The 13,225-nt window shown below is 49.6% G+C and carries 11 protein-coding genes; 10 read left to right on the plus strand and 1 reads right to left on the minus strand.

What is annotated here, in order from left to right; genetic code table 11:
• Nucleotides 1–21: 21 nt before the first annotated feature.
• The 3 genes from QWY22_RS05645 (at nt 22) to QWY22_RS05655 (ending at nt 4,067) form a co-directional block, all read left to right on the plus strand.
• Nucleotides 22–1,722 carry a phospho-sugar mutase gene (locus QWY22_RS05645; protein ID WP_300983484.1) on the plus strand — a complete coding sequence of 567 codons (1,701 nt, stop codon included), beginning with the start codon at nt 22–24 and terminating at the stop codon, nt 1,720–1,722.
• Nucleotides 1,723–2,301: 579 nt separating this feature from the next.
• Nucleotides 2,302–3,417 carry a GAF domain-containing sensor histidine kinase gene (locus QWY22_RS05650; protein WP_300984339.1) on the plus strand — a complete coding sequence of 372 codons (1,116 nt, stop codon included), beginning with the start codon at nt 2,302–2,304 and terminating at the stop codon, nt 3,415–3,417.
• Between the two features lie 17 nt (nt 3,418–3,434).
• On the plus strand, nt 3,435–4,067 hold the full coding sequence (locus tag QWY22_RS05655; RefSeq protein WP_300983485.1) for a response regulator: 633 nt from the start codon (nt 3,435–3,437) through the stop codon (nt 4,065–4,067).
• A gap of 56 nt (nt 4,068–4,123) precedes the next feature.
• Here QWY22_RS05655 and rsgA read toward each other — a convergent pair whose 3' ends face one another.
• The gene (gene rsgA / locus QWY22_RS05660; protein WP_300983486.1) at nt 4,124–5,179 is read right to left on the minus strand and encodes a ribosome small subunit-dependent GTPase A; all 1,056 of its coding nucleotides are present in this window, start codon (nt 5,177–5,179) and stop codon (nt 4,124–4,126) included.
• 341 nt (nt 5,180–5,520) lie between these two features.
• Here rsgA and QWY22_RS05665 point away from each other — a divergent pair, with 341 nt between their 5' ends.
• The 7 genes from QWY22_RS05665 (at nt 5,521) to QWY22_RS05695 (ending at nt 13,124) form a co-directional block, all read left to right on the plus strand.
• On the plus strand, nt 5,521–5,736 hold the full coding sequence (locus QWY22_RS05665) for a hypothetical protein (RefSeq protein ID WP_300983487.1): 216 nt from the start codon (nt 5,521–5,523) through the stop codon (nt 5,734–5,736).
• A gap of 167 nt (nt 5,737–5,903) precedes the next feature.
• On the plus strand, nt 5,904–7,157 hold the full coding sequence (locus QWY22_RS05670) for an acyl-CoA dehydrogenase (RefSeq protein ID WP_300983488.1): 1,254 nt from the start codon (nt 5,904–5,906) through the stop codon (nt 7,155–7,157).
• A 43-nt stretch (nt 7,158–7,200) separates the two neighbouring features.
• Entirely contained in the window at nt 7,201–8,811 is a 1,611-nt protein-coding gene (locus QWY22_RS05675) for a long-chain-fatty-acid--CoA ligase (RefSeq protein ID WP_300984340.1), read from the plus strand.
• A 73-nt stretch (nt 8,812–8,884) separates the two neighbouring features.
• Nucleotides 8,885–9,610 (plus strand): 2-phosphosulfolactate phosphatase, encoded by a 726-nt coding sequence (locus QWY22_RS05680; RefSeq protein WP_300983490.1) that lies wholly within the window; start codon nt 8,885–8,887, stop codon nt 9,608–9,610.
• 18 nt (nt 9,611–9,628) lie between these two features.
• Nucleotides 9,629–10,420: an enoyl-CoA hydratase/isomerase family protein gene (locus QWY22_RS05685; RefSeq protein ID WP_300983491.1), complete on the plus strand. Its 792-nt coding sequence runs from the start codon at nt 9,629–9,631 to the stop codon at nt 10,418–10,420.
• A gap of 34 nt (nt 10,421–10,454) precedes the next feature.
• Nucleotides 10,455–12,128, plus strand: coding sequence for a long-chain fatty acid--CoA ligase (locus QWY22_RS05690; protein ID WP_300983492.1), 1,674 nt, complete (start codon nt 10,455–10,457; stop codon nt 12,126–12,128).
• Nucleotides 12,129–13,124 carry a phosphotriesterase family protein gene (locus QWY22_RS05695; RefSeq protein WP_300983493.1) on the plus strand — a complete coding sequence of 332 codons (996 nt, stop codon included), beginning with the start codon at nt 12,129–12,131 and terminating at the stop codon, nt 13,122–13,124.
• Nucleotides 13,125–13,225: the final 101 nt, after the last annotated feature.

Raw genomic sequence — 13,225 nt, forward strand, 5'->3', positions numbered from 1 at the left:
AATTGATATGGAGGGATGTATATGACATGGAAAGAACGTATCAAACGGTGGTTGGAACATGACAATCTCGATGAAAACACAAAACAGAGTTTGATTCTGCTTCAAGAAGATGAAAAGTTGGCGGAAGATGCATTTTATCAAGATTTGGTGTTTGGTACCGGCGGAATGCGCGGCGAAATTGGACCGGGCACAAACCGCATGAATGTCTACACAGTCCGAAAAGCTTCGCAAGGAATCGCCGATTACATCAAAGAAAACGGCGAACAGGCCATGGCGCGCGGAATGGTGATTGCCTATGACAGCCGGCGCATGTCCCCTGAGTTTGCGCTGGAAGCGGCCCGTACATTCGCTGCCAACGGCATCCACACGTATTTGTACAGCGGTCCTCGGACGACTCCGCAATTGTCGTTCAGTGTCCGGTATTTGAATGCCTTTATGGGGATTGTCATTACGGCAAGCCATAATCCGCCGGAATACAATGGCTATAAAGTCTACGGCGAAGACGGCGCCCAGCTGAATCTGGAAGATGCAGACCGGGTGATCGACTACGTCAGCCGGGTAGAAGATGAGCTGAATATCGTCAACAATCAGTACGAAGAAAGCTTGCTGGTCAAAATCGACGAGAAGATGGACCAGGCTTATATCGCGAACGCTTTGACGGTGCAGGAGCAATCGGCTTCACCAATTTCTGCTGTATTTACGCCGCTTCATGGCGCTTCAGGTGCTACTGTTAAACGGCTGCTGGAAACGGCAGGGTATGACGGCATCACTTACGTTAAAGAACAGATGGAACCGGATGGTGAGTTCCCGACCGTAAAATCGCCGAATCCGGAAGAAGCATCGGCTTTTGAAATGGCACAGGTTTACGGCAAGGAAAATGGTGCCGATCTGCTGATCGCAGTGGACCCGGACGGCGACCGTGTTGGAATTGCGGTTTGGAGCGGAAGCCATTATGAACTGCTGTCCGGCAACCAAACCGGCGCGATTCTGATTGAGTACGTGCTGCGCCAAAAGCAGAAAAAAGGGACGTTGCCTGAAAATGGCCGTATTTTCAAAACGATTGTAACTTCTGAGTTTGGCCGCGTGATTGCCGATTCGTACGGTGTCGACTGTGTCGATGTGCTGACCGGTTTTAAATTCATCGGCGAAAAATTGAAAGAAAACGATGTGAAGAAAGAATTCGAGTTTTTATTCGGCTATGAAGAAAGCTACGGCTACTTGATCCGTGATTTTGCACGGGACAAAGATGCCGTACAGGCCGTCTTGTTGCTTGTAGAAGCGGCTGCGTATTACAAAACGCAAGGCCAAAGCCTGCACGATGTACTTATCGATCTATACGGCCGTTTCGGCTGGTACCGGGAAGCGCTTGTTTCAGTGACGAAAAAAGGCGTAGATGGTGCGCGTGAAATCCAAGGATTGCTTGCGGGCATGCGTGAAGAGCCGCTCCAAGCGATTGCAGGCATCCCGGTCGTTTCCATCGAAGATTACGAAACGCAAAAACGGGTTTTTGTGGATATGAACACTGATGAAAAAATCGAATTGCCGCAAGCGAACGTCATCAAGTATTTCCTGAAAGACGGATCGTGGGTGTGCCTGCGCCCGAGCGGAACGGAGCCGAAAGTGAAATATTATTTCGGAGTCTTCGCCGATACGGAACAGGAAAGCGACGAGAAGCTGGAACTGATCAAAGAATCGTTCCTGGATGAAATGAACAGAAGATGACAAGAGCTCTCTGTACAGGGAGCTGAGTTTATAGACAAAAGACTTTTTATGTTTGAGAGATGAATGAAAATGCAACAGGACATGGCGGATCCTCTGTTACAGCCGGACGCGTTCCGCGGGCTTGTGCCGAACTAACTCGGAACTTGCGTCCCAAGTGGATTTCGGCACTTCGTCGCTACGCTGCCCCGCTGGAGTCGCCGGCTTCCACTCCGGACCCTTAACATGAAGGTTATCTGGATGTGTCGCTTTACCTCTTAGGAATGTCTGTTTAAACTTCAATCCGATTACCATTAACTATCGAATCAAAGAGAGACGCCCCAACCGGTTCGGCCACGAAGACTCCTGTGGGACCAGTGAAAGCTGAAGACCCCGCAGGAGCAGAGCGACGAGGAGGCTGAGGCTGAGCCCACGGAAAGCGAAGTGGCCGGTCCGGTTGGGTTTATGCATTTGTATTCATTTCATTTAAACTTTTTCTTCAGTCTAAGCTCCCTTTACAGGGAGCTTTTTCATTCAAAAGGACGAGGCGAAAGCCGGATGAAAACGTGTATGGTAGAACTAATGGCGATGGGAGGGGCAAGAATGGTATTGGATGAACATTCCAATGTGATTTTATTGAAAGAAATTGCGGAATTGCTGAATGAGGAAACGGATATGGACCGGATGCTGGAAGGGGCCATCTGGAAATTATTGAATGGCTCCAATTTTGAAACCGCCTGGATTTTTTTCATCGACGAAAAAGGCAAACACAAATTGGTGGCCCAAGCGAATCTTCCTGAAGCCTTAAAAGCGAACGGCTGCCGGCATCTCCAAAAAGGCGGTTGCTGGTGCGTTAAACGATATCACGACGGCGATTTGAAAAAAGCTTCCAATATCATTGCCTGCCAGCGGATTGAAAATGCCCGAACCACAAAAACGAAGGGTTCCGGAGGCATCACCCATCATGCGACTGTGCCGCTGCAGTCGGGGACAGAGAAATTCGGCCTGCTGAACATTGCCGCCCCGGAGAGAACGGGATTTTCAGCAGATGAATTGGCGCTGCTCGAATCCGTGGCGTTTCAAATCGGTTCGGCAATCAAGCGCATCGTGCTGACGAAGCAGGAACAGGAATTGGCGCTGGTAAAAGAACGCAACCGGTTGGCGCGGGATTTGCATGATTCGGTCAATCAGCTGCTGTTTTCTGTTACGCTTACGGCAAGAGGCGGCAGTGAAATGTCTGCCGAGCCGGAAGTGCAGGAAACGTTCCGCGACATCCAGCATTTAACCCAGGAAGCGCTGAATGAAATGCGTGCGCTTATTTGGCAGCTGCGGCCAAAAGGGCTGGAGAGCGGATTGCTGGAAGCCATTAAAGGCTACGCCGAAATGCTCGGTTTGACGACAGAAGTGAAAGTGACAGGCGTCATTCAATTGCCTTCGCGCGCCGAAGAGACGCTGTTCCGCATTGCCCAGGAAGCCTTGAATAACATCCGGAAGCATGCAGGCGTCAACAAAGTCGAGTTGTTCATGTCGGTCACTTCTTCTGATGTGCTATTGGTGATTAAAGACGAAGGCCGGGGGTTTTTGCTGGATGAGCGGCTCTACATACCTTCCATCGGCATTCAAAGCATGCGGGAACGGGCGCAGGCCGAAGGCGGGACCGTCGACTGGTCGAGCGAAATTGGAAAAGGAACGGAAATTCTTGTTCGAATACCGTACTAGATTAAGGAGTGGTAGGCATGGTGAAAGTGTTGATTGCCGATGATCATCATGTGGTTCGTCGCGGCTTGCTGTTTTTTCTAAAGACGCAAAAAGACATTGAAGTCGTCGGGGAAGCAGTAAACGGCAAAGAAGCGGTGGAGATGGCCGGAAAACTTCAGCCGGATCTCGTCTTGATGGATTTGGTTATGCCAGTCATGGACGGCATAGAAGCCACACGGGAAATTAAAGAACTATATCCGGAAATCATCGTCTTGATGCTGACCAGTTTCTCGGACCGCGATCATGTGGTGCCGGCAATGGAAGCGGGGGCAGCCGGCTACCAGTTGAAAGACATCGAACCGGATGAACTGGTGGCGTCGCTCCGCAGTTTGATGCGCGGCGAAAATACTGTGCATCCGAAAGCCAATTCGGAATTATTAAAAGGGCCGGCTGAACCGGCGCCGCATACTGTGAATCTGTTGACGCCGCGCGAGAAGGAAGTGTTGGCGGAACTGACAAAAGGCAAAAGCAACCGTGAAATTGCATCCGCTTTATTTGTCACCGAAAAAACGGTCAAGACGCATATTTCCAATATTTTTGCCAAACTGGAAGTTCAGGACCGGACGCAAGCCGCGCTTTATGCGGTCAAGCACGGGTTGACTGAAGCTTAAAAATTAAAAAGCAGGCACCTACAAAAATTCGTAGGCGCCTGCTTTTATTCGTTCTTTTATCGTTTCTTGACCGGCCGTTTTCTGGAATCCTTCGTAATTTGCTTCCACTTGCTGCGCTCTGCCTTTTGGGCGGCCGCATCGCTTTTTCGTTCCATATGCGCCAGTTCGCGCTTTAGTTTCAAGTAACTTCTGTAGCGGTCCCGCTGCAATTCGCCTGTCAAAAGCGCTTCCTGGACGCGGCAGCCCGGTTCGTTGCCATGCTGGCAGTCCCGGAACCGGCAATGATCGGCAAGCTGCTCGACATCGGAAAAACCGCTTTCGATGCCTTCTTCATAATCGCCAAGCTGAAATTCACGCATGCCCGGCGTGTCGATCAACAAACCGCCCCCAGGCAGCCGGACCAGTTCACGGTGCGTGGTCGTATGGCGGCCTTTGCTGTCGTCTTCCCGGATGTCCTGGACAGCCATCAATTCACTGCCGGACAAAGCGTTGATGAGAGAAGATTTTCCAACGCCGGAAGAACCAAGGAGTGCTCCGGTCTTATTCGGTGTAAGCAGGTTTTGCAAGTTTTCAATGCCTTCACCGGTAACGCTCGATACCGGATATACCGGCAAACCGAATGCAACCGATTCCACTTCCTGCAGAAAAGGTTCCAAATTCTCGCATTGATCCTTCTTCGTCAGCACAATCACCGGATTGGCACCTGAATCCCAAGCAGCGATTAAGTAGCGCTCCAAACGTCGGACATTGAAGTCATGATTCAGCGACATGACGAGGAAGACATAGTCGACGTTCACCGCGATCAATTGGATTTCGGAAGTATCGCCCGCTGCTTTTCGCGAAAATTGGGAAGAGCGGGGGAGCACTTGATGGATGATCCCTTTTTCTTCTCCGGGCATTTGTTCGACCATGACCCAGTCGCCCACTGCCGGAAATTCGCTGTGCAAATGCTCGTGCCGGTATTTGCCGGAAAGCGTGCTCAGCCATTCGCCGCTGTTTGTCACAACCCGGTATATATTTTTATGTTCGAGTGTAATGCGCCCCGGAATGCCGGCGGCGCCGATTTTTTCTTGCCAAGCTGTATTCCAGCCGTATTGTTCGATCCAATTCAATGTAAGTTCCTCCTATTTATGCAAAATAAAAAACCATGGATGCGCGCAAATCGCAATCCATGGTTCCCGGGCATAATGGAAGAAGCGTATCGTCAGCGATACACGGAGCGGGACATCATGGATTGGATTTGCGTATTCAAAAATAAAATAGCCATAATGCCTCACCTCTTTCTTCAAGTTACTTTAAAGATACTGCAAGCAGAAAGAGGGGTCAAGGTTTTTTTATCCGAAAATAAAAACTTATCCAATCATTCAGGATTTTTGTTAGTTTCTTCAGAGAAAAGGGAATAGAACAACAGAATGCGAACGGCATATTGGTAATTTTTAAAGGAGGGACTCATATGGTTGAATCTAAATGGTGGAAGCTCGGCGCAGCAGCGGTACTATCTGCGAGCATGCTGGGGGCCTGCGGCAGCGGCGATGGAGACGATGACAATATTGAAGTGGAAGATCCGGCAACAGACGAAGACGAGCAGGATTCAGATATTGGGACAGATACAGAAGAAGAGCTGGAAGATGACACAAATGAAGAAAAACAAGACGGCGATGCGCCTTAATAGCAGAAGAGAGCCACGGATCCGTGGCTTTTTTTTGTGGAAAAAATTACAGGAGAATGCCCATAAAAAATTAAAGAGGACTTGCATTTATAATTTGGAAGCGCTAACATTAAGTTAATATTCTGAACATACCAACCGGTTAGTACCAGAAAGGTGGAAAAAGGAAAATGGATTTTTCGTATTCAGACAAGACCGCAAAACTGCAGGAACAATTAACTTTATTTATGGAGGAACACGTATACCCGAACGAAAAACTATTTGAAGAACAATTGAATGCTCAGGAGAACCGCTGGTCACAAGTGCCTCCGATTATGGAGGAGCTAAAACAAAAAGCGAGAGAAGCGGGGCTGTGGAATTTATTTCTGCCGGAAAGTGAGTACGGAGCAGGGCTGACCAATCAGGAATATGCGCCGTTATGTGAAATCATGGGCAGGTCGCTGATCGGTCCGGAAGTGTTTAATTGCAACGCACCGGATACCGGCAATATGGAAGTGCTCGTCCGCTACGGCATGGAAGAGCAAAAAGAGAAATGGCTAAAGCCGCTCCTTGCCGGAGAAATCCGTTCATGCTTCTCCATGACGGAACCGGATGTGGCGTCGAGCGATGCGACGAATATTGAAGCGTCAATTGTTAGGGACGGCGATGACTACGTCATCAACGGCCGCAAATGGTGGTCATCGGGCGCAGGGGATCCACGCTGCAAAATTTCCATTGTCATGGGGAAAACGGATCCAGACGGCCCGAAATACGAGCAGCAATCCATGATTCTGGTGCCGCTCGACACACCGGGTGTAAAAATCGAACGACTGTTGTCAGTATTCGGATATGATCACGCGCCGCACGGCCACGCTGAAATCACGTTCGATAACGTACGGGTGCCTGCTAGCAACATGATTTGGGATGAAGGAAAAGGGTTTGCGATTGCGCAAGGCCGTCTGGGCCCTGGCCGCATCCACCATTGCATGCGCTTGATCGGTGCAGCGGAACGTGCGCTTGAAGAAATGTGCAAACGCGTCCAAAGCCGTGAGCCGTTTGGAAAGCCGCTCGCTAACCAAGGGGTCGTCCGCGAATGGATTGCCGATTCGCGGATTGAAATCGAACAAGCCCGTTTGTTGACGCTAAAAGCCGCTTATATGATGGATACAAGCGGCAATAAAGAAGCGAAAGCCGAAATTGCAATGATCAAAGTTACAGCGCCGAATATGGCCCTGCGCGTCATTGACCGGGCGATTCAGGCCTTCGGCGCAGCGGGAGTCAGCGATGATTTCACATTGGCTGCCCAGTGGGCGAATTCACGGACGCTGCGCTTAGCCGACGGTCCGGATGAAGTTCACCGCAACCAGATTGCCCGCCTGGAATTAAAGAAATATGCTCAATCCGAAAAAGCGACAGACAGCTTCTCCGCTTTAGAAACACGCTAAACAAAGCCTGCCATTAAAACACATTGGGGGAAAGTAGATGACAATGAACGAGATTGCGTCCAAGCATTACCCGCAGGATATCCAGTCTGCAATGGAATTTCAAAACAAGACGATGCCGGAAATTTTAGCGGAAACAACAGCGAAAATACCGGGCCACACAGCGCTTAAATTCTATCAGAAGGAAATCAGCTTTAAGGAATTGCATGTTTTATCAACAGTTTTTGCTTCATCGCTTCAAGGCTCCGGCGTGGAAAAAGATGACCGGGTTGCAATCATGCTGCCTAACTGCCCGCAGTATGTCATTTCGTATTTCGGTGTTTTAAAGGCGGGAGCGACGGTTACCCAAATCAATCCGATGCTGATGGAAAACGAATTGATCCATATTTTCAAGGACTCAGGAGCAGAAACAGTTGTGGTATATGAACCGCTTTACCCACGCATCAAAGCGATTGCCGGACATACCTCGATAAAAACCATTATTGTCGTGAGCTTTGCCGAAGAACCGGCTCCACTCGAAGAAGATTATTCGTTTCAGGCATTTATAGAAAAAGGGGATGGGCAGCTAAAGCCAGTTTCGGTTGACCCGGCTGAAGATGTGGCGGTCCTGCAATATACCGGCGGCACCACTGGACTATCCAAAGGGGCGATGCTTACCCACCGCAATATCGTGGTGAATGCTTATCAGTCGCAGGAATTCTTTAAAAATGAAGTGACGTTCGGGGAAGAAAGCTGTTTGACGGTCATTCCGCTATTCCATGTATTTGGCATGACGTCCGCCATGAACCTGTCGATATTGAATGGCTCCAAAAATATTTTGCTGCCGCGTTTTGATCTGCAGGAAGTGCTGGAGACGATCAAGCGCGAACAACCGACGACATTCCCGGGCGTGCCAACGATGTACATTGCAATCACCAATCACCCGGAAGCAGAGAAATACGGAATCGACAGCATCCATATTTGCAATAGCGGCAGTGCACCGATGCCGCTGGAGACGATGAAGGAATTTGAACGGAAAACCGGCGCGAAAATTTTGGAAGGCTATGGCCTCTCGGAAGCCGCTCCGACGACCCATTGCAATCCGCCGTTTGCAGAGCGCAAGCCGGGAAGCATCGGCATCGGATTCCCTTCGACCGAATACAAAGTAGTAGATTTGGCCACCGGGACAGAAGAAGTTCCAGTTGGCGAAAAAGGGGAATTGATCATCCGCGGCCCGCAAGTCATGAAAGGCTACTGGAACATGCCGGAAGAGACGGAAAATGCGCTACGGGACGGTTGGCTCTTTACCGGCGACATCGCACGGATGGATGAAGACGGCTATATTTACATTGTCGACCGCAAGAAAGACCTGATCATTTCAAGCGGCTACAATGTCTATCCGCGCGACATCGAGGAAATTTTATACGAGCATCCCGCGGTCCAAGAAGCGGTGGCGATTGGTGTCGCCGATCCTTACCGGGGAGAAAGCGTAAAAGCCATCATTGTCAAAAAAAATGGGCAGGAAGTGGCTGAAGAAGAACTGATCCAATGGTCCAAAGAGAAAATGGCTGCCTATAAAGTGCCGAGAATCATCGAATTCCGTACGGAACTTCCCAAAACAAACGTAGGGAAAATTCTGCGGCGGGCACTTCGTGATGAAGCGGCAGCCAAAGAATAAGCTTTATGAAAGGAACAGCCTGACGCCTCTTGCTGTTCCCTTTTTTTACCGAATTTTGGAAGGGTGTGCACGTGTGCCGAAACTCCATCTCTTATTGAAAAAAGAAGAAATTGACGAAGCGCGGATGCAGGAGGACAAGACAGCCGTTATTTTTGATGTGCTGCTGGCCACATCTACAATAGCCGCCTGTTTTTGGCATGGCGCTAAGGAAGTGATTCCGGTGCTGGACGGCGACGAAGCGAGAAAACAGGCGGTAGGACGGGAAATCGACAGCTTTTGCTTAGTAGGAGAATACAACGGAAAGACGATTGAAGGATTTCTTGACCCGAACCCATTGCAATTGAAAAAGCAGATTGCCGGAAAAACGGTTGTTTTGTCGACAACCAATGGTACCGTAGCTATACGAAAAGCAGCCGGTGCCAATAAAGTCTATACCGCTTCATTATTGAACGGCAGCGCTGTAGCCGATAAAATTGCCGCTGAGCACCAGGAAGAAACGATTGTCGCTGTTTGCTCGGGATCCGGCGGCGAGTTTTGCCTGGAAGATTTTTTCGGGGCCGGTTATTTTGTCGATTGCCTGATGCGGCAAACTACGCATTGGGAACTGACGGATTCCGCAAAAGCGGCCCGCATTTTCTATGAAACCAGCAAAAGCAACAGCAGAGAATTATTGAAGCAGTCGCGTGTCGGTGAAATGTTGATGAGTCTCGGATTTGAAGAAGAAATCGATTTTGTGGCAGAAGCTTCAAAGATTTCGCATGTTCCGTGGTTAAAGAACGGAAAGCTCGTCATCGATTAAAAACAAGGGGGAATTGGTATGGAAAAAGAACACGTTATTGTCAAACTGACGGATGGGGTCTTGTCGCTGCAGCTGAACCGGCCGGAAAGCCTGAATGCGTTCAGCCCGGAAATGATTTTGCGCTTAACCGAAGAAATCAAGGCTGCCGGAAGCAATCCGGAAGTCGGGGCTGTGATCTTGTCAGGAGCCGGACGCTCATTCTCAGCGGGAGGCGATGTGAAGACGATGGGCCAAGCCGGTCCTTCGGAAACGTATGACCATATCGGCAAACTAAACGAACTGGTACTGGCAATGCGTGCGCTTGAAAAACCAATCATTGCAGCAGTCCACGGTTTTGCAGCAGGAGCGGCATTTAATTTGGCGCTCGCCAGCGATTTGATAGTGGCAGCGGAAGACAGCAAATTTGTCATGAGCTTTGCACAGGTTGGGCTGATTTCCGATGGAGGCGGCCTTTATTTCCTGACGCGATTGGTTGGACCATACCGGGCAAAAGAACTGTTCTTTAGTGCGGAGCCGATTACAGCTGAACGAGCGAAAGAATGGGGAATCGTTAACCACTTATATCCGCTTGCGGAACTGGAACAGGGAGCTTTCGGGCTTGCTGCCCGCTTGGCAGCCGGTCCGTCCCGGACATTTGGGCTGATGAAAAAGATTGCCGACCAGGCAAGCACGGCTGGCCTCCCGGAAATTTTGGAACAGGAAAGAATCACGCAGGCCATGCTGGTGACAACCGATGATCACCTAGAAGGCGTCTTGGCGTTCAAAGAAAAACGGAAACCGGATTTCAAGAAGAAGCAGGAAGTTCTGTAAGAATGGCTTGAAAATCGCCGAAGGGAGAAACGGAATGGACACTACCCATTATAAATTTTGGCCAAGTCGAGTATCGAAAACTTTAACTGTTCCTGAAACCACTTTATACGACAATTTCGCTATGTCCACCAAAAAGTATCCACAGAAAACCGCCTTATATTATTACGGTGCGGAGTATACGTATGTGCAATTAAAAGAAGAAATTGATGCGCTGGCTGGTTATTTGGAGAAGGAGATGGACGTTTCGAAAGGGGAACGGGTGCTGCTGTTTATGCAGAATTCGCCTCAATTCCTGATTAGCTATTACGCCATTCTAAGAATGAGGGCCATTGTAGTGCCGGTCAATCCTATGAATACGGCAGAAGAACTGGCGTTTTACATCCAGGACGGCGAAATCCGCTGTGGCATTGTCGGCCAAGAGCTGTACGGAAGAATTGAAGAACTGAAAGGATCAGCTATGCTTGAATCGGTTATAACGGCGGCTTATTCCGAGTACGCCGGTGCACAAGACGGAATCGGCAATCGTCCGCCGGTTGTTGAGGAAGCCGTCCGGAGGTTTGCCCGTGCAGTGTCTTGGAAGCAGGCAGTTGAAGCAGGGCATGAACCTTCCGAATACTCGGGAGAAACGTCCGATATTGCGGTGATGCCATATACTTCAGGAACAACCGGTTTGCCGAAAGGCTGTATCCATACAAACCGGTCCGTGCAAGCGAATACGGTGGGGACGTTCCACTGGATGAATGTTACGTCTGATGCGGTTGTTTTGGCCACTTTGCCGCTTTTTCATGTAACCGGAATGGTCCACAGTATGCACATGCCGATTTACGCCGGAGCCGCCATGGTGATGATGACACGGTGGGATCGTGAGTATGCGGCTAAGGCGATTGAAGCTTATCAATGCACACATTGGATCAACATCAGTACGATGATCATTGATTTCTTGTCGAATCCACGTTTGGAAAAATATAAGCTTTCTTCTCTTCAGGTGATTGGAGGAGGCGGCGCGCCGCTGCCGGCAGCAGTCGGTGAAAAATTGACCAAAACGATTGGCTTGAAATACGTGGAAGGCTACGGCTTATCGGAAACGATTTCCCAAACCCATTTCAATCCGCCGGACCGGCCGAAGCTGCAGTGCCTGGGGATTCCTTCGTTTGATGTGGATGCACGGATCATTGATCCTTCCACGGGCAAAGAATTGGAAGCGGGGAAGGAAGGGGAACTGGTTATCCGCGGTCCGCAGGTATTTGCCGGCTATTACAACCGCGACGATGATAATCGGAATTCTTTTGTTGAACTGGAGGGGCTTTCGTTCTTCCGGACAGGTGATATTGCCAGACGCGATGAAGAAGGGTATTACTTTATGGTCGACCGGGTTAAGCGGATGATCAATGCTGCCGGCTTTAAAGTCTGGCCGACCGAAGTCGAATCGCTGCTTTATAAGCATCCGGCCATCCAACAGGCATGCGTCGTCGGAATTCCCGATGCGCGGAGAGGCGAAACGGTCAAAGCTTTTGTCATTTTAAATGACGGGCAGGAAAAAACGGTTTCGGAAGAAGAAATCATCGAATGGGCGAAAAATGAAATGGCAGCCTATAAATATCCACGTGTCATTGAGTTCCGGAAATCGTTTCCCACAACCAGCAGCGGAAAAATTCTATGGCGCAAACTGCAGGAAGAAGAAAGACAAAAATCCGAGGAGGTTTTGTAGATGGCAAAACAAGTAGAAACGGTAACCGGACCCATTGCTCCCGAAGCGATGGGAAAGACCTTGATTCACGAACATTTCATTTTCGGCTACCCTGGATTTCATGGAGACGTAACTCTTGGGCCGTTCAACCGGGAAGCTGCCGTGGAAGCCGGCGTGCAGGCCGCGAAAAAGATGATGGCTCATGGTGTGCAGACGGTCGTCGATCCGACGCCGAATGAATGCGGCCGGGACCCGGAAGTCTTAAAAGAAATTTCCGAAAAGAGCGGACTGCAGATTATTTGCGCGACCGGCTATTATTACGAAGGGGAAGGGGCTACTCCTTATTTTAAGTTCCGGGCGTCTCTTGGCACTGCTGAACAGGAAATCGGTGAAATGTTCTCAGCGGAAATCAAAGAAGGCATTGGTGGAACGAATATCAAACCCGGCATCATCAAACTGGCTTCCAGTAAAGACATCATCACGGATTATGAAAAAATGTTCTTTAGAGCTGCAGCGCAAGCCCAAAGAGAAACCGGCATCACGTTATTGACGCATACCCAGGAAGGCACGATGGGGCCGGAACAGGCGCAGCTTCTTTTAGAGCTCGGTGCGAACCCTGCAGGCATCGTCATTGGCCATATGTGCGGCAATACGGATCCGGCTTACCATAAGCGGACCCTTGAAACCGGCGTGAACATCGCTTTTGACCGATTTGGTTTGCAAGGGATGGTTGGAGCTCCTTTTGACCATCAGCGGATTGCCACGTTGCTTGAGCTGCTGGCTTTGGGATACGAAGACCAAATTATGCTTTCACATGATTCCATTAGCATGTGGCTGGGCCGGCCGCCGGTCATTCCAGATGCGGCGCTGGGCGCAATCGCAAACTGGCATCCAACGCATTTGTTTGAAACAGTGATTCCCGAACTCCAAAAAGCAGGCGTGACCGATGAGCAGCTCGATAAAATGTTTATGGAAAATCCGAAAAAACTGTTTGCTGCAGAAACTGTAGCGGTGTAAAGGAAAGGGCTGAAATTCAGCCCTTTTTTATTTTGGGTCAGTCGAACATTATGCGGATTTAATCATTTGTTTGCAGGTAATCATAAGGTGAAATCATTTGT

The sequence above is a fragment of the Planococcus liqunii genome (assembly GCF_030413595.1).
In the GTDB taxonomy this organism is placed as follows: Bacteria; Bacillota; Bacilli; order Bacillales_A; family Planococcaceae; genus Planococcus; species Planococcus liqunii.

Bases quoted from the DNA above. Each gene is read 5' to 3' on its own strand.
- QWY22_RS05645 (WP_300983484.1), top strand. From the start codon at position 22: ATGACATGGAAAGAACGTATCAAACGGTGGTTGGAACATGACAATCTC.
- QWY22_RS05650 (WP_300984339.1), top strand. From the start codon at position 2,302: ATGGTATTGGATGAACATTCCAATGTGATTTTATTGAAAGAAATTGCG.
- QWY22_RS05655 (WP_300983485.1), top strand. From the start codon at position 3,435: ATGGTGAAAGTGTTGATTGCCGATGATCATCATGTGGTTCGTCGCGGC.
- QWY22_RS05665 (WP_300983487.1), top strand. From the start codon at position 5,521: ATGGTTGAATCTAAATGGTGGAAGCTCGGCGCAGCAGCGGTACTATCT.
- QWY22_RS05670 (WP_300983488.1), top strand. From the start codon at position 5,904: ATGGATTTTTCGTATTCAGACAAGACCGCAAAACTGCAGGAACAATTA.
- QWY22_RS05675 (WP_300984340.1), top strand. From the start codon at position 7,201: ATGAACGAGATTGCGTCCAAGCATTACCCGCAGGATATCCAGTCTGCA.
- QWY22_RS05685 (WP_300983491.1), top strand. From the start codon at position 9,629: ATGGAAAAAGAACACGTTATTGTCAAACTGACGGATGGGGTCTTGTCG.
- QWY22_RS05690 (WP_300983492.1), top strand. From the start codon at position 10,455: ATGGACACTACCCATTATAAATTTTGGCCAAGTCGAGTATCGAAAACT.
- QWY22_RS05695 (WP_300983493.1), top strand. From the start codon at position 12,129: ATGGCAAAACAAGTAGAAACGGTAACCGGACCCATTGCTCCCGAAGCG.